At 56.2% G+C, this 16,205-nt stretch carries 14 protein-coding genes; all 14 read left to right on the top strand.

The genetic code is table 11. The features are described 5' to 3' along the window. The first annotated feature begins 34 nt into the window (after positions 1-34). The 14 genes from pth (at position 35) to spoIIE (ending at position 16,059) form a co-directional block, all read left to right on the top strand. The gene (gene pth, locus ACE6ED_RS24505) at positions 35-595 is read left to right on the top strand and encodes an aminoacyl-tRNA hydrolase (protein ID WP_410830052.1); all 561 of its coding nucleotides are present in this window, start codon (positions 35-37) and stop codon (positions 593-595) included. A 71-nt stretch (positions 596-666) separates the two neighbouring features. After that, positions 667-897, top strand: coding sequence for an anti-sigma-F factor Fin (locus tag ACE6ED_RS24510; RefSeq protein WP_410830053.1), 231 nt, complete (start codon positions 667-669; stop codon positions 895-897). 162 nt (positions 898-1,059) lie between these two features. After that, the gene (mfd, locus tag ACE6ED_RS24515) at positions 1,060-4,584 is read left to right on the top strand and encodes a transcription-repair coupling factor (protein WP_410830054.1); all 3,525 of its coding nucleotides are present in this window, start codon (positions 1,060-1,062) and stop codon (positions 4,582-4,584) included. Next, on the top strand, positions 4,571-5,695 hold the full coding sequence (locus ACE6ED_RS24520) for a peptidylprolyl isomerase (protein WP_410830055.1): 1,125 nt from the start codon (positions 4,571-4,573) through the stop codon (positions 5,693-5,695). Before mfd ends, ACE6ED_RS24520 begins: the two co-directional genes overlap by 14 nt. Before the next feature lie 332 nt (positions 5,696-6,027). Continuing rightward, positions 6,028-6,570 (top strand): stage V sporulation protein T, encoded by a 543-nt coding sequence (spoVT, locus tag ACE6ED_RS24525; RefSeq protein ID WP_410830056.1) that lies wholly within the window; start codon positions 6,028-6,030, stop codon positions 6,568-6,570. A gap of 215 nt (positions 6,571-6,785) precedes the next feature. Next, positions 6,786-8,633, top strand: a complete 1,848-nt coding sequence (locus ACE6ED_RS24530; protein ID WP_410830057.1) for a putative polysaccharide biosynthesis protein — start codon at positions 6,786-6,788, stop codon at positions 8,631-8,633. A 55-nt stretch (positions 8,634-8,688) separates the two neighbouring features. Further along, positions 8,689-10,182: a bifunctional methyltransferase/pyrophosphohydrolase YabN gene (yabN, locus tag ACE6ED_RS24535; protein ID WP_410830058.1), complete on the top strand. Its 1,494-nt coding sequence runs from the start codon at positions 8,689-8,691 to the stop codon at positions 10,180-10,182. 232 nt (positions 10,183-10,414) lie between these two features. After that, positions 10,415-10,687: an HU family DNA-binding protein gene (locus ACE6ED_RS24540; protein WP_410830059.1), complete on the top strand. Its 273-nt coding sequence runs from the start codon at positions 10,415-10,417 to the stop codon at positions 10,685-10,687. Continuing rightward, positions 10,687-10,965, top strand: a complete 279-nt coding sequence (locus tag ACE6ED_RS24545) for an RNA-binding S4 domain-containing protein (RefSeq protein WP_410830060.1) — start codon at positions 10,687-10,689, stop codon at positions 10,963-10,965. Before ACE6ED_RS24540 ends, ACE6ED_RS24545 begins: the two co-directional genes overlap by 1 nt. A gap of 285 nt (positions 10,966-11,250) precedes the next feature. Beyond that, the gene (gene yabP / locus ACE6ED_RS24550) at positions 11,251-11,535 is read left to right on the top strand and encodes a sporulation protein YabP (RefSeq protein ID WP_410830061.1); all 285 of its coding nucleotides are present in this window, start codon (positions 11,251-11,253) and stop codon (positions 11,533-11,535) included. Further along, a complete protein-coding gene (gene yabQ / locus ACE6ED_RS24555) occupies positions 11,532-12,095 on the top strand; it encodes a spore cortex biosynthesis protein YabQ (protein WP_410830062.1) in 564 nt (187 codons plus the stop codon). Before yabP ends, yabQ begins: the two co-directional genes overlap by 4 nt. Positions 12,096-12,116: 21 nt before the next feature. Beyond that, positions 12,117-12,467, top strand: coding sequence for an FtsB family cell division protein (locus ACE6ED_RS24560; RefSeq protein WP_410830063.1), 351 nt, complete (start codon positions 12,117-12,119; stop codon positions 12,465-12,467). A 123-nt stretch (positions 12,468-12,590) separates the two neighbouring features. Further along, complete coding sequence (locus ACE6ED_RS24565) at positions 12,591-13,082, top strand: S1 domain-containing RNA-binding protein (RefSeq protein WP_410830064.1); 492 nt, start codon at positions 12,591-12,593, stop codon at positions 13,080-13,082. A gap of 472 nt (positions 13,083-13,554) precedes the next feature. After that, on the top strand, positions 13,555-16,059 hold the full coding sequence (gene spoIIE / locus ACE6ED_RS24570) for a stage II sporulation protein E (protein WP_410830065.1): 2,505 nt from the start codon (positions 13,555-13,557) through the stop codon (positions 16,057-16,059). The last annotated feature ends 146 nt before the right edge of the window (positions 16,060-16,205 follow it).

The following is a 16,205-nucleotide window of genomic DNA, read 5'->3' on the forward strand; positions in this document are numbered from 1 at the left end:
TGCCGGAGCGCCGGGGAAAGGAACGGGCTGCATAATGAAATGGATCGTCGGTTTGGGCAATCCCGGACCGCAGTATGCCAAAACCCGGCACAACGTTGGGTTCATGGCGCTTGATACGCTAGCTGCGAGACACGGGATTTCGTTCAACCAGAATAAATGCAAAGCTGTAATTGGCGAAGGAATGATTCAGGGCGTCAAGACCGTCCTGATCAAACCTATGACTTATATGAACCTGTCAGGCGAGTCCGTCCGGGCTTATATGGACTATTACAAAGTACCGCTTGAAGATATGATTGTCGTCTATGACGACCTGGATACGGAAATCGGCAGAATCAGACTCCGTTATCAGGGAAGCGCAGGCGGTCACAACGGGATTAAGTCGATTATTCAGCATACCGGCACCCAGGTGTTCAACCGGGTCCGGATGGGAATTTCCCGGCCGGAACCGGGGTTTGCCGTCGTAGACTATGTGCTGTCGCCATTCCCTAAAAAAGAAAGCGATCGGCTGTCAGCGATGATTGACTCGACTTGCGATGCGCTGGAATACAGTCTGGACCACTCCTTTGAACACACCATGGCAAAGTTCAACGGGTGAGGGCCGGGGCAGGCTAAACGGAAGACTAGCGGGCATACTGAAGGTATAACGTATCTTCAGGAGGCATATAGATGGCAATACATTATGTGTGCAGGCACTGCCGGACCTTTCTCGGCAGCCTTCCCGCCGGCCCGGCCACGGAAATGCGGCTTGGCCTTCATTCCTTGACCCCCGACGAGCGCAGGGATATAATAGCGTATGATTCTGAAGGGGAAACTACGGTTAAGGTCACCTGCGACTACTGCAAGGAAACGCTGGAGCAGCATCCCGAGCTTAGTCTGCTGGCCAATCCCCTCCAGTAAGAAGGAAAGAATCCATTTAGATTTTTACGAGGCGGCTGTCTCCGTGTCATCCGCAAGCCTTGGCGTATGAGCTGAGGCTTCTTTTCGATTTTGAATAACGACCGGCCTGCCGGGACGCTGATGCAAGGTTGGCGCCGGAGGGCCGTAAGAGAGGTGCGCCCTTTGCTACAAGGTCTTATCCAAGCTTTTTCACAAGATACCGACTTCCAGTCCATTGTCCGCGGCGTGGAAGCCGGAATGAAGGAACAACTGGTCTCGGGACTATCAGGATCGGCTAGGCAGATTATACTGGCCGCCCTGCACGAAGAGACAAAACGTCCGATGCTGATCGTCACCCATAACGTGTTCTCGGCGCAGAAGATCGCCGATGATTTACAGGAAGCGCTTTCACCTGAGCGGGTTTTGTTGTATCCGGCCAACGAGCTGGTTGCCGCGGAATCGGCTGTATCCAGCCCGGAAACCCTGGCGCAGCGGATTGAAGTCATGACGCAGTGCGCACGGGGGTTTGACGGTATCGTCGTTACCCCGTATTCCGGCGTCCGCCGGCTGCTGCCGGCGCCTCATGTCATGGCTGAGGCCAATATTACGATAACGCAGGACGGTACGCTGTCTCTGGACGACTTTTTAATAAAAATGATCGAAATGGGTTACGAACGCGTGGAGCGGGTTGAGAACCGCGGAGAGCTGAGCGTCCGCGGGGGAATCATCGACTTCTTCCCGATGACGTCTGCACTGGCCTACCGGGTGGAGCTGTTCGACGAAGAGGTCGATTCGATCCGCACGTTCGACCCGGCCGATCAGCGTTCCATCGACAAGGTGCGGAGCGTCTCGATTTACCCGGCAAGAGAGATCATTGCGGACGCTTCCCGCCGGGAGCATGCCGCAGCCGAGCTGTCCGTTCTGCTGGAGCGCCAGCTGGACAAAATGACCGACCGTCAAGCCAAACAACGGCTGCGCGAAGAAATTGGACGCGAACGGGAGCTCATGGCCGAAGGGGCTTATTTTCCCGAAATTTATAAATATATCTCCCTGCTTTATCCTGAACGAACGCATATGTACGATTACATGCGCAAGGATACCCTCGTAATATTTGAGGAGCCTGCACGGCTGCTGGAAACCGCACGGCAGCTTGAACGCGATGAATCCGAATGGAACCTGCATCTGCTGCAAAACGGGAAATCGCTGCCGGAGCTGCCGCTGTCGGTCGACAACGACGACATCGTGTACCGCCGTCCGTTCCAGAGCTTGTTTATGTCGACATTCCTGCGTCAGGTCCCGCATGTTCAGCCGCAAAATATTTTGGGCTTCATCAGCCGGGGGATGCAGGATTTTCACGGTCAGATGAATGTGCTGAAGGCGGAAATGGAGCGCTGGCACAAGTCCGGAGTCAAAGTGATGATTCTGGCAAACGGTGAAGAGCGGATGGAACGTGTCCGCAGAGTGCTGTACGACTACGGGATTGAAGAGCCGCAGATTGTTCAAGGCCATCTGGGCTCCGGCTTTGAGCTGCCTTCCATCCATTTGGCTGTCATCACCGAAGGCGAAATGTTTTCACAGAAACAGCGTAAAGCCCGTAAGGTCTCCAAGACTATGGACAATGCCGAGCGGATCAAAAGCTATACGGAGCTGAAAGTCGGCGATTATGTCGTCCATCAGAATCACGGGATCGGTAAATATATGGGAATCGGCACGCTGGAGGTAGGCGGCATCCACCGGGATTACATGCATATCATGTATGCCGGCGGCGATAAGCTGTCCGTTCCGATCGAGCAGATCGACCTTATCCAGAAATATGTCGGCTCGGAGGACAAGGAGCCGAAAATCTACAAGCTTGGCGGCAACGAGTGGACAAGGGTAACAAACAAAGTCCGTTCGTCCGTACAGGATATTGCGGATGATCTCATCAAGCTGTATGCGGAACGTCAAAGCGCGCCGGGATACGGCTTTGAGAAGGATACGCAGGAGCAGCGGGAATTCGAGGAAATGTTCCCCTACGAGGAGACGCCCGACCAAATCCGTGCGATCGGCGAGATCAAAAAGGATATGGAGCAAAACCGGCCGATGGACCGGCTTCTCTGCGGCGATGTAGGCTACGGCAAAACCGAAGTAGCCATCCGGGCCGCCTTCAAGGCGGCGATCGAAGGCAAGCAGGTAGCGGTGCTGGTTCCGACAACCATTTTGGCCCAGCAGCACTATGAGACGTTTAAGGAGCGGTTCGCCGCCTACCCGATCAACATCCAGGTGCTCAGCCGGTTCCGCAGCCGCAAAGAGCAAAACGATACGATCAAGGGGGTCCGCCAGGGAACGGTGGATGTTGTGATCGGCACGCACCGTCTTTTGTCCCAGGACTTGGTCTTCAAGGACCTCGGCCTGTTGATCGTCGATGAAGAGCAGCGTTTTGGCGTAACCCATAAAGAGAAGCTGAAGAAGCTGAAAACGAATGTGGACGTGCTGACCCTAACCGCTACCCCGATCCCGCGGACGCTGCACATGTCGATGCTTGGCGTTCGGGACTTGTCCGTTATCGAGACGCCGCCGGAGAACCGTTTCCCGGTCCAGACGTATGTCGTCGAGTACAGCCAGACGCTTGTACGCGAGGCTGTGGAGCGGGAATTGGCGCGGGGCGGACAGGTCTACTTCCTGTACAACCGGGTGCAGGGTATCCAGGAGATGGCGGCCCAGATCTCGATGCTTGTTCCGGACGCCAGAGTCGGCATCGGCCACGGCCAGATGTCCGAATCGGAGCTGGAGAAGACGATTCTTGATTTCCTGGACGGGGAATATGACGTGCTCGTCAGCACAAGCATTATCGAGACCGGGGTGGATATTCCAAATGTTAATACGCTAATCGTCCATGACGCGGACAAAATGGGCTTATCCCAGCTGTACCAGCTCCGCGGACGGGTTGGCCGTTCCAACCGGATCGCTTATGCGTATTTTACGTATCAGAGGGACAAGGTGCTGACCGAGGTGGCCGAGAAACGGCTGCAGTCGATCAAGGAATTCACCGAGCTTGGTTCCGGCTTCAAAATCGCCATGCGTGACTTGTCGATCCGGGGTGCGGGTAATTTGCTGGGTGCGGAGCAGCACGGTTTTATCGCATCAGTTGGCTTCGATCTTTATTCACAGATGCTGGCGGAGGAAATCCGCAAACGGAAGGTGACGGTGCTGGGGGAAGAGGACACGGCGCTGAAGGAAGGCAATACCGTGATCGATCTGGAAATCGATGCGTATCTGCCCTCTGAATACATTTACGACAGCATTCAAAAAATCGAAATCTATAAAAAAGTGGCGGCAGTCTCCTCGCTGGAGGATTCGGCTGAACTGGAGGACGAGCTGCTTGACCGCTTCGGCGAGCTGCCGGAGGCGGTGGTCAGTCTGCTTGCCGTCGCTCGGCTGAAGGTATACGGCAAGCGTTACGGCATCGATTCGATGGTCCGCCGCGGCGACCAGGTTACGCTGAATTTTTACGAGGGTGCATCCTCGGCGTTCGATACCGCCAAGCTTGCCAAAATTGGCAATCGGTACGAAAGACGTGTACAATTTGAACAAGGCTCGAAGCCTGTAATCCGTATCAACGTCAAAGGTATGGGAGATAAGGAACTGCTGGGGCTGCTGGAACAATTTTTGGAAGACGTCAAATCGTCTTTAAAATCGAAGGGAGAATTACACAATGCGGTTAAGTAAGACAAAATCTTGGAAAGTGCTGGCCGTGTCACTGACAGCGGCTCTTTCCATCGCAGTGCTGTCGGCCTGCGGCAACTCGGATGACAAAGAAGCGGTCGCCACTTATAAAGGCGGAGAAGTGACGGCTGCGGAATTTGATAAAGAACAGCGGACGATGAAGTTTTTGTCGCCTGAATATGCGCAATTAATGGAGCTGCCTGATTTCCAGGAGTACATGCTGAAGCAGGAGATTGCGTTTGAATACCTGGATTCCAAAGCGGGCGAGGCAGCGAAGAAGGCAGGCGAGGAGCAGGCTGACAAGCAAATGGCCCTCCTGAAGCAGCAGCGCGGCGACGATGCCTTTAAGTCTTCCCTTAAGGAGCAGGACCTCAAAGAAGCGGACGTGAAAGCATACATGGTCCGTCTGCTAACCGTTATTGAAGACATGAAGGGGAAAGTAACGGAAGACGAAGTGAAGAAGGAATTCGAGAACACCAAGGATAGCTATACGGTGGCAACCCTGCGTCATGTACTCATTGGATTCACCGATGCGGACAACAAGCAGCGCACACCGGAAGACGCGCTGAAGCGCGCGAAGGAAGTGAAAGCGAAGCTCGATGGAGGCGCGGATTTTGCCGCTGTGGCCAAAGAGTATACTGACGACACGGGGTCGAAGGAAGCAGGCGGTCTGATTGCAGACAAGACTCTTGGTTCTTACGTAGAGGAATTTAAGGCAGCCGCGGCTACCCTGCCGATCGGGACGGTCAGCGATCCGGTAGAGACGCAGTACGGATACCATATCATTAAAGTGGAGTCCCGTACGGAGAAGACGTATGACCAGCTTGCCGCCGACCAGAAGGAAATGCTGAAAAGCTCCGTTGCCACCGCTAAAGTGGACAACTTCATGAATGCCGAGCTGGATGGCATTATTGAAAAAATCAACCTGCCGAAGAGCTCGGCAGCGCCGGCTGCTTCCGATGCAGGCGGTACAGGGACGGCGCCAAGCCCTGCGGCTTCCGCGGGAGCGGCAACGGCAGCGCCTGCGGGAACCGCGCCAGCTGCAAGCGCCCCAGCCGCAAGCGCGCCAGCGGCGGCAGCTCCTGCTGCCACCGCTTCGCCGGCTTCCAAGTAAACCCTAGGCGGAGGCTGAAGGCGGCCTGAATAGACGGCCTGGGGGATGCGAAGCCTACAGATACCGCCTGTTCATGTCTTTTAGCTGCAGTATCATACTTGCTGAAAATGGCAAAGCACCGAAACCAAAACACCGAATGACCAAAGCACCGAAACCAAAGCGCGCAGTGCCCGGCTTACCGCCCGGTGCTGCGCGCTTTGCCGCATGTATAAGGAACTGGCAACAGATGAATACTATGGTCAGAAATCTCGAGAAATCGCCTGGGATTATCCGTTCCCATAATGAACACAGTAGTTGGACAAAACTTCTTAAGAAAGCGGGGCAACATGTGAATGAAAGCTACTGGTATTGTACGACGTATCGATGACCTCGGCCGAGTCGTCATCCCTAAGGAAATCAGACGGACGCTGCGGATCCGGGAAGGCGATCCGCTGGAGATTTTTGTGGACCGTGACGGTGAGGTCATTCTGAAGAAGTATTCGCCGATCGGCGAGCTTGGCGATTTCGCCAAAGAATACGCTGAGTCCTTGTATGAGAGCACCGGGCATGTCACGCTCATTTCCGACCGGGATTCCTTTATTACCTTGGCCGGAGGGTCCAAAAAGGAGTATCTGGAGAAGCCGATCGGGAATCTGCTGGAGAAATGCATGGATGGCCGGAAGACGATTCTGGAGACGAACGGCGGCACTTATGAAATCGGCAGAGATCATCAGGAGGCATTATCATCTTTCGTGGCGGCTCCGATTATTTCCGGCGGCGATCCGATTGGAGCGGTAATCCTGATGAACAAGGATGAAGCGGTAAAAATGTCGCAGATGGAAGTGAAGATGGCCGAAACAGCTGCTGCTTTCCTCGGCAAGCAAATGGAGCAGTAGAGATTCACTCCAGCTGTCCGGTGCGGCGGCGGAACAGCTGCCCGGATTATGGTTTAAACAAAATGATGCCCGCCTTGCCAGGAAGTTCGGTCTGGACAGGCGGGCGTTTTGCTTTAGGGCGCAGCGTCAGCGGATTGGAGGCATCGGGGTTTTAAGGTATAATATATGAATTCATTCCATTACTGGCCGTGCTGCCCATAAAGTAGGTTGTCATCATGAAATTATCCTCCCGGCGCTCCGGACTGCTCGAGGGCGCCTTTATCCTGAGTGCGGCGGCTATTTTGTCCAAGCTGATCGGCACTCTGCAGAAAATTCCGCTGCAAAACCTGGGCGGCGACGCGGTGTTTGGAATTTACAACACCGTGAACCCTTTGTACACGCTGATCGTTACGTTTGCCATGCTAGGGCTCCCGGCGGCAGTGTCGAAATTCGTAGCCGAGACCGCTGCGGACGGACGGGAGGCCGAAGGGAGGCAGGTGCTGCGCTCGGCCTGCCTGGTATCGGGAATTAGCGGGTTTTTGCTGGCCTTCGCCACCTATGCGGGTGCGCCCCTGATTGCCCGGTGGATCGGGAACTCCCATATCACCGAGGCGCTCCGGGCCGTGTCCTTTGCCCTTCTGTTTGTTCCGGTGATGTCTGCGCTGCGCGGCTATTTCCAGGGACAGCAGAACATGATGCCGACAGCCGTCTCGCAAATCGTGGAGCAAACGGTCCGCGTCGCCGTTATGCTGGCCGCACTGATGCTGCTGACGCGGCAGGGTGCGGGAGCCGAAGGCATTTCCGCCGGCGCCATGCTGGGGTCGGTTGGCGGCGGAGCGGCGGGACTGGCCGTTATGCTGCTGTACTGGCTGAAGCGGCGGCGGACAATCCGGTCTGCGGGCTCCGCAGCTGCAGGGAGGTTCCCGGCGGACGAGGCGGATCCAGCAAAAGCGTTTGCTGCAGGTGCAGCTAATGCGATTCATGTGGTGGACGCAACGAACGCAGCAAATGCGGTAAATGCAGCAAATGCGGCGGGCGCAACAAATGCGGTAAATACAGCAAGTGCAGACAGCTCAACAAACCCAGTAAAGCCAGCAGACGACCGCTCAGGACGGAAACATTCCCCCGCAGCAGGCAAGTGGACCGGCATTCGAACGCTCCTGTCCTATTCCGTACCGGTTATGTTCGGATCGCTCGCTGTAACGCTTATTGGGCTGGTGGATGTATTCACTATGCCAAGACTGCTGGCCGAGGGCGGCAGCGAGGCGGGGGCGATGGTCAAGTTCGGCATTTATAACCGCGGTCTGCCGCTCGTCCAGCTTGTGACCATGATGGCTACCTCCCTGTCCGTTATGTTTATCCCGGCCCTGGCGGAAGCTAAGTATAAGGGCGACGTCAGCCTGATCGACAGCCGCTGCCGGCTTTCGCTGCGCTGGTTCTGGCTGCTTGGCCTCGCGGCGTCCGTGGGCCTTGCGGTGCTCGCCGAGCCGATCAACATCGCGCTTTACGGCGACAACGCCGGCAGCGCGACCATGCGGCTGCTCGCGTTCACCGCCGCCTCCGGCACGCTGAGCGTCATCACCGCCGCCCTGCTGCAGGGCCTCGGCGAGGTGCGCGCCCCTGCGCTGCACCTCCTGGCCGCCGCCCTCCTGAAGGCGGCGCTCAACCTGCTGCTCATCCCGCAGCAGGGCATTGCCGGCGCGGCCGCCGCTGGCGTGGCCGCGTACCTCCTGGCCGCCGCGCTGAACATGCGGCGGCTGCGGCAGGCCGCCGGCCTGCGGCTGTCGCTGTCCGAGGCGCTGGCGAAGCCCGCGCTCGTGACGGCCGCTCTTGGCGCGGCGGCATGGGCGGTCGCCCAGGGGGCCGGACTGGCCCTGGGCGCGCTGGGTTTGGCCGGCGGGCGCATGGCTGCGCTGGCCGAGACGCTCGCCGGCGTCCTTGCAGGCTGCGCCGTCTTTGCGGTGCTGACCGTGCGCCTGCGGCTCATCAGCGAGCCGGAGCTGCGGCAGCTGCCCGGCTTCGGCGCACGGCTGGCCGACAAGCTGAGCCGGTGGAAGCTGTTTCCCCGCAATACCGATACTTAGAACACCCGCCGCCCGGGCTGAGACCAGCCAGCGGACGGGATAAGGAGAGATGACGATGAGCGCCTCATTAACTATAGTCGGACTGGGTTCCGGCAATCCCGATCAGCTCACGCTGGGCATCGTAAAGCGGTTGCGCGCCGCTTCGGCCGTAATCGTCCGGACAAAGGAGCATCCGGTGATGGCTGCCCTGGCCGAGTTGGAGATCGCAGCGGAGTCGTTTGACGGGCTGTACGAATCGCTGTCCTCTTTTCCGGAGGTGTACGAGGCGATTACGTCCGCCCTTATCGAGCGGGCCAAATCGCTCCCGGATGGCGCGGAGCTGGTTTATGCAGTGCCGGGTCACCCGATGGTGGCTGAATCGGCCGTTTCCCAGCTGCGCCGGCGGTGTCCGGAAGAAGGGATTGAACTGACGGTTCTCGGGGGCGAAAGCTTCCTTGACGAAGCGTTTATCCGCCTTGGCTTTGACCCGATTGAAGGCTTTCAGCTGCTGGACGCCTCCGGCATTCGCAGCTCCCAGCTGCAGCCGGAGCTTCATACGCTGATCGGACAGGTGTACGATACGTTTACGGCGTCAGAGGCGAAGCTGTGCCTGATGGAACGTTACCCGGACGATTATGAAGTCATTGTGGGACATGCTTTGGGCGTGGATAACGAAGAAAAGATTGAGCGCGTTCCCCTTTACGAGCTCGACCGGCTTGAGGGCTACGGCAATCTGTCCCTGATTTATATTCCGGCAAACCGCGAAGAAGAAATTCAGCGGCGGAGCTTCGCCCGGCTGCATGAGATCGTGGGTATCCTCCGCAGTCCGGAAGGCTGTCCATGGGACCGGGAGCAGACGCATGATTCGCTCCGTAAAAATCTGATCGAAGAAACCTACGAGGTGCTCGAAACGATCGATGAAGACGATCCCGACCACATGAAAGAGGAGCTGGGTGATCTGCTGCTGCAGATTATGCTTCATTCGCAGATGGAAGAGGAAGTCGGGACGTTTACTGTATACGATGTGATCGAGGGGCTGAACGACAAGCTGATCTTCCGCCACCCGCATGTGTTCGGCGACACAGCCGCGGGGAATGCGGAAGAGGCCTTGCGGAACTGGGACGGCATGAAGGCTGAAGAAAAGCGCCGCAAAGGCATTCAGCCGGAACGCGAATCGGCGCTTAGCGGGGTGCCCCGCGATTTGCCGGCGCTGATGAAGGCTTACAAGCTGCAGAAAAAGGCGGCTAAAGTCGGTTTTGACTGGGACAATATCGAAGATGTTCTCGCCAAAATCGCGGAGGAGCTGGAAGAGCTGCGGCAGGCTATACAGGAAGGAACTGGCGAAGAACGGATGCTGGAACTGGGCGATCTGCTGTTCGCCGCCGTTAACGCGGCGCGTTTTATCGATACGGACCCTGAAGAGGCGCTCACCCGGACGAACCGCAAATTTGTCGAGCGTTTCCGCTACATTGAAGACAGCCTGCACAAGCAGGGCCGAACCGCCAGTGACAGCACGCTGGACGAGATGGAACACCTGTGGCAGGAAGCGAAGCGCAAGGAAGGGAAGTAGCAGCCGCGCCGTCCCGCAGCGGCAGCAGCAGTGTTTGGAACCCCCGAACCACGGGTAAAATGGGATAAAGAAGCGAAAAAAACGTATTTTTCTGAGGATTTCGTCAAAAAACCGACATTGCCCGGCAGGAATCCGCACGATTATCCAGAATAGTGTTAAGACGAAATGGCAGGGATCGGCCGGTCCGTCCATTTCGAATTTTGTATCAGGCTCATAATTAGGAGGACCATTCATGAACAAAACAGATCTGGTAAACAACATTGCGGAAAAAAGCGGCTTGTCCAGAAAAGACGTTGAAACGGTAGTCAACGGATTTTTGAGCGAAGTAACCGACGCCTTGGCCGGCGGAGACAAAGTGCAGCTGATTGGTTTCGGCACGTTCGAAACGCGTAAACGCTCCGGCAGAACGGGACGCAACCCGCAGACGGGTCTTACGATTGAAATTCCGGAATCCACAGTACCGGCATTCAAAGCCGGCAACAAGCTTAAAGAAGCCGTCAACTAATGCGTCTGGATAAATTCTTGAAGGTGTCCCGTCTGATCAAGCGCCGCACCGTGGCCAAGGACGTGTCCGAGCAGGGCAGGGTGCTGATTAACGGCAAGGAATCGAAGCCAAGCAGCAATGTCAAAGTCGGCGACGAAATTACCGTGCAGTTCGGACAGAAGCTGGTGACCGTGCGAGTCGAGAAGCTGGTGGAAACGACCCGTAAGGATGAGGCCGCGGGGATGTATACGCTGCTTCGCGAAGAGCCGGTGGCCAAAAGCGGGGATCTGGAGTGGTAGGAGCGGACCTGGCGTCCGGTTCCAAACGTCTCCTTCATTGAACATTCCAATAACAAGCGCGTCTTCACACCGGTGAAGGCGCGCTTTTTGCCGTTGTCTTTTACGTTGGCCAGGCTTGGGATCAGACAGGATGCGGCCGGCTGCTTAGGTGCGGTTCTCCTATTTGTTTTTCCGGTTTCGGCAAAGCGGATGGATACGGGCAACGTATCTGTACCGGACAATTCCGCCGGTTCTAAACCGCCCCCTAGTCCCATAGATTAGGACTAAGAAGGAGGGGTACATGCCATGACCGAAACCCATAAAGGAATCAAGCAGCATGATTTGCATATGCTCAGCCGCAAGCAGCTTGAACTGACCGGCGTACAAAATGTCGAGAGTTTTGACAGCGAGGAATTTTTGCTCCGGACGGAGCTTGGTCACCTCACCATCCGCGGCACGAATTTACATATCAAAAATTTGAGCCTCGAAAACGGACTGCTGTCGCTTGAAGGCAACGTCCACTCCCTTGTGTATCTGGACCCCGGTTCCCAGACCAAATCACCGGGACTGTTCGCCAAGCTGTTCAAATGAATCCGGATATGCAGTGGGCCACGCTGCTGTGGATGCTGCTTGCGGGAACCAGCATGGGAATCGTGTATGACAGCTGCCGGGTGCTGTCCTTGAATCTGCGCTTCCCGAGATGGCTGAATGCGGCCGTGGATTTGCTGTACTGGCTGGTCTCCGCCTTGTTTGTCTTCCGCATGCTGTACGCCGGGAATCAAGGGCAGCTCCGTTTTTACGTATTTTTGGGGCTTTTTCTCGGCGTATGGATCTATTTTTTAATCTTCAGTGTCAAGGTGCGGGGTTTTGTGGTAATGTTAATTCAGGCGTTTCGCTTTATGTGCAGGCTGCTGCTGCGGATTCTGGATCTGCTTGTGGCCGCACCGCTCCGTCTGCTGTGGAGGTTGACGCTTTTCCTCCTGGGACTTGTAGGCGGACTCCTCTCCGCGATATTGAAGCTGCTGCTGCGGATCTTTAGACCGCTGTGGGCTCGTCCGGTTACTGCGCTTCGGCGGCGGCTGTCCGGGTGGAAACAGCCGGAGTGGATCGGCAAATGCCGGCGGTGGTTGGCGAAACGGCGGAAGCGCTGATTGAAATGGAGGTACGCTTGGATGAACAACCCTTCCCTTGACAGGAAGACACAGAATGCGGGCGACCGCCAGGGCGGCTCCGCCTCCGCAGGCGCCAAACGGCGCAAGTTGATCTGGCTGGCAACGATGGCTGTATTTTTTGGATGGGCCGGCTATATTTTCTACGCACAAAGCGGGCTGATATCGGACAAGAGTGACGAGCTCGCACGCAAGCAGGCCAATCTGCAGAGCGTGGAGCAGTCGATGAACCAGCTGAAATACGAAGTGGCCCGTCTGAACGACAAGGAATATATCGGGCAGCTGGCACGCAAATGGTATAATATGTATCCGCAGGGCGAGACCGCAATCCGCGCCGAGCAGTCCGAAGAATAAAGCTGAAAACGGGCGGTTGACTCTGTTGCCTTGCTTTGTTCTATACTGTATAATCAAATCACCGCAGCGAAGGACGCTGATGCGCTTCGTCTGTATATTTTTAAGGGAGGATCATTTTATTCTATGGCAATTGAAGTGGGCACCAAGTTAGAGGGCAAGGTGACAGGAATCACGCATTTCGGAGCGTTTGTGGATCTGTCAGGAGGTGTCACAGGTCTCGTTCACATCTCGGAAATCGCCGATAATTACGTCAAAGATGTTAACGATCATCTGAAGATCAACGATGTGGTGACAGTTAAGGTGATCAACGTCGACAAGGACGGGAAGATCGGACTTTCCATTAAACAGGCCGTCGATAAGCCCGCGTCCGAAGTTCGTCCTCCTAGAGCTCCAAGACCGGATCGTCCAAGCGGCGGAGACCGTTATGGCGGCGGTGGCGGTGGCGGCGGCGGTTACAATCGTGAACGGGGTGGGCGTCCATTCAAGCCTGCAGCCGGCAAAACTTCATTTGAGGATAAAATGTCCCGGTTCTTGAAAGACAGTGAAGAAAGAATGTCTTCCCTGAAGAAGAATACGGAAGGCAAGCGCGGAGGCCGTGGAGCCAAACGCGTGTAAGAACTATACATTTTCGAACCGCCGGAGCGTAAGCTCCAGCGGTTTTTTTGATTTTTTATGCCCTTCCCCTTACACTCGCCTTTTACGTTTTCATCCGCCCCTTCCCCTACACTCGCATCTCATGTTTTCCTCTGACCTTCCCCTGTGCACAAGCGCCCCGGTTCGGGGCACTTTGTTTATTTTGTCGCCGGAAGGGTTTTCACCGACAGCATCCCTGCGCATTCCGCGGCATGTATGGGAAATCGCCGACGAAGATTTGGCGGATACGGTAGAGCTGCCATTGGCTGGACCGAGCAAGAGAGCGGTGAAACATCTGCGGGATATGGGATTCGCGCGTTCCGCGCCCCTTTGCCGCGTTGAGGCAAATTTGTCGGAAATTTCTCCGGACAACCTCTGCTGTTCTGACAAACTTTGGCAGCCAGGCCGACTTATAATGGGAACCATAAATTCCGAGACAGGTGGTGCCAGGGAAATGAGTAAAAGCAATGTGGTCAATTTTCCGGAGTGGACAAGATCGGGGCAGCAGGGGTATACGGAGGATTCCGGACGGGGAGAGCGAATCCGGCGGTGGCTGGAGAACCGGCGGGGCGTTCAGCTCCTGACCGCACATAAATGGACGATCCTGCTCACGTGCATGGGTTTTTTACTTGGCCGCGCGATGATCCTGGATGAGCTCACCCCGTTTGCCGGCGCCTTTTTCGCCATCGTAATGTTTATGCGGAGAGAAGCGGCCATTCCGGTAAGCGCGGCGCTGCTGGCCGGCAGCTTGTTTATCCCTTTTCCGGGCGCGCTTGTCATTGCGGGAGAACTGCTTTTGTTTGTTTTACTGTACCGGGGGCTGGCTGCTTTTCAAAAAATAGACTTGTCCTATGCTCCGCTTATGGTATTTGTCTCGGCCTTTATGGTCGGTTTGTTCCGGGTGGTGATCGGGCCTTCCATCGACTGGTACCCTTTGATGATGACGACGCTGAACGCGATGCTGGGATTTGTGCTGACGCTGGTATTTTTGCAAGCGGTGCCGCTGCTGACCTACCGTGCCAAAAGCCGGGCGCTGCGGAACGAAGAGGTGCTCTGCCTCATTATTTTGCTGGCTTCCGTCATGACCGGACTCGTGGGATGGAGTGTGGGCGGCTTGTCCCTGGAGCATGTGCTGTCCCGCTACCTGGTGCTGTTGTTCGCAATGGCCGGAGGAGCTCCGCTTGGCGCGGCCGTCGGCGTGGTGACCGGGCTGATTCTCAGCCTCGCCAATGTGGGAGCGATTCACCAGATGAGTCTGCTCGCTTTCTCCGGCATGCTGGCCGGCATGATGCAGAACGGGCGGAAAGGGGCGGTTTCCATCGGGATGCTGCTTGGTTCGGTTATCCTCTCCGTTTATTTTGCCGGTCCGGGTGATTTATTGGCCTCAACATGGGAGACATGCGCCGCTATCGTGCTGTTTCTCCTTACGCCAAGGCGGGCGATTGCAGAAATCGCCAAATATGTGCCGGGAACGGAGGATCACAGCCACTCGCAGCATGAATATGCTAAGCGGGTGCGCGATATTACGGCGGAGCGGGTGACCCAGTTCTCCCAGGTGTTCCGCCAGCTGTCCAGCAGCTTTGGCCAGGTGCCGCAGGCGGAAGCGGGGAAAAGCGAGCGGGAAATGGAGCATTTTATGAACGCTGTTACTGAAAAAGCCTGCTCCGGCTGCATCCGGCGCTCCCACTGCTGGGATACGAAATTTTATCAAACCTACAAATATATGACCGATATGATGACGGCGGTGGAAGACCAGCCTGAGATGAATCCCGGCGACCTTCCCCCGGAATGGAGGAGAGTCTGCGGCAAAACGGATGAAGTGCTTGCTGTAATGCAGGAACAATACGGCTTATACCAGCATGATATGCGCTGGAAGCGCCAAATATACGACAGCCGACAATTCGTGGCAGAGCAGTTATCCGGCGTCTCGCAGGTTATGGAAGACCTGGCGAAGGAAATCAAGCGGGAGGGGCAGGCGATGGACCGCCAGGAACGGCAGATCCGCGAGGCGCTGGAGAAGCTGGGCCTGTCTATACACAGTATTGATATTTTGAGTCTGGACCCCGGCCGGGTTGAGATTGAAATCGTGCATGCTTATACCCGTGGCTTTGACGAATGCCGCAAAATGATTGCGCCGCTGCTTACCGATATTCTGGACGAGCATATCGCCGTCAAGACCGAAACAGCCGTTCATCCGCGGGACGGGCTGTCCACCGTCGTATTTGGCACGGCCAAAGCGTATGAGGTATGCACTGGTGTGGCCGGCGCCGCCAAGGGGGGCAACGATTTATCGGGAGACAGCTACAGTACGCTGGAGCTTGGGAACGGCACCTATGCGGTGTCCGTAAGCGACGGCATGGGCAACGGCGAACGGGCGCGAATGGAGAGCAGCGCGGCACTCGGCATGCTGGAGAAGCTGCTGCAGTCCGGCATGGATGAAAAGCTTGCGATCAAGTCGGTTAACTCGGTGCTGCTGCTGCGGTCGCCGGACGAGACTTATGCCACCGTCGACATGGCACTGATCGACCAGTATTCGGCCCGGACAACGTTTATGAAAATCGGCTCCGCTCCCAGCTTCATCAAACGGGGCGATGAGGTCATCCCGATTACCGCCAGCAATCTGCCGATCGGCATCGTTCAGGATTTGGAGGTGGATTTGATCTCGCTGCAGCTCCGGCCCGGGGATCTTCTGATTATGATGACCGATGGTATTTACGATGCCCCCGGCTATGCCGTTAATAAAGAAATATGGATGAAGAGGCTGATCCAGGAGCTGAACACCGACGACCCGCAGGAGGTGGCGGACCTGCTGCTGGAGAAGGTAGTGCGCTATCAGCAAAATGAAGTTCACGACGATATGACGCTTGTCGTCAGCCGGCTGGATCATCTCCGTCCGGAATGGTCGACGCTGCATATTCCCGGTCTGTCACGGATGGAGCGTCCCCGTACCGTAAGTTAGAAGTTTTCTTTAGGCCGTCCGTCCATCTTTTTTGTGCCGCGCCGGTTTGAACTCTACTCCTTCTGGAAATCATAGAACTAGTACTCTTTCACGCAAATAGTAGGACAATCTCCTTCTGGGCTGCGGGACACGCTGCTGCTTCTCTT

The organism is Paenibacillus nanchangensis (assembly GCF_046543445.1).
Classification (GTDB): domain Bacteria; phylum Bacillota; class Bacilli; order Paenibacillales; family Paenibacillaceae; genus Paenibacillus_AQ; species Paenibacillus_AQ nanchangensis.

Bases quoted from the DNA above. Each gene is read 5' to 3' on its own strand.
- ACE6ED_RS24565 (WP_410830064.1), top strand. From the start codon at position 12,591: ATGGCAATTGAAGTGGGCACCAAGTTAGAGGGCAAGGTGACAGGAATC.
- yabP (WP_410830061.1), top strand. From the start codon at position 11,251: ATGACCGAAACCCATAAAGGAATCAAGCAGCATGATTTGCATATGCTC.
- spoIIE (WP_410830065.1), top strand. From the start codon at position 13,555: ATGAGTAAAAGCAATGTGGTCAATTTTCCGGAGTGGACAAGATCGGGG.
- pth (WP_410830052.1), top strand. From the start codon at position 35: ATGAAATGGATCGTCGGTTTGGGCAATCCCGGACCGCAGTATGCCAAA.
- ACE6ED_RS24510 (WP_410830053.1), top strand. From the start codon at position 667: ATGGCAATACATTATGTGTGCAGGCACTGCCGGACCTTTCTCGGCAGC.
- ACE6ED_RS24560 (WP_410830063.1), top strand. From the start codon at position 12,117: ATGAACAACCCTTCCCTTGACAGGAAGACACAGAATGCGGGCGACCGC.
- spoVT (WP_410830056.1), top strand. From the start codon at position 6,028: ATGAAAGCTACTGGTATTGTACGACGTATCGATGACCTCGGCCGAGTC.
- yabN (WP_410830058.1), top strand. From the start codon at position 8,689: ATGAGCGCCTCATTAACTATAGTCGGACTGGGTTCCGGCAATCCCGAT.
- ACE6ED_RS24545 (WP_410830060.1), top strand. From the start codon at position 10,687: ATGCGTCTGGATAAATTCTTGAAGGTGTCCCGTCTGATCAAGCGCCGC.
- ACE6ED_RS24540 (WP_410830059.1), top strand. From the start codon at position 10,415: ATGAACAAAACAGATCTGGTAAACAACATTGCGGAAAAAAGCGGCTTG.
- yabQ (WP_410830062.1), top strand. From the start codon at position 11,532: ATGAATCCGGATATGCAGTGGGCCACGCTGCTGTGGATGCTGCTTGCG.
- ACE6ED_RS24530 (WP_410830057.1), top strand. From the start codon at position 6,786: ATGAAATTATCCTCCCGGCGCTCCGGACTGCTCGAGGGCGCCTTTATC.
- ACE6ED_RS24520 (WP_410830055.1), top strand. From the start codon at position 4,571: ATGCGGTTAAGTAAGACAAAATCTTGGAAAGTGCTGGCCGTGTCACTG.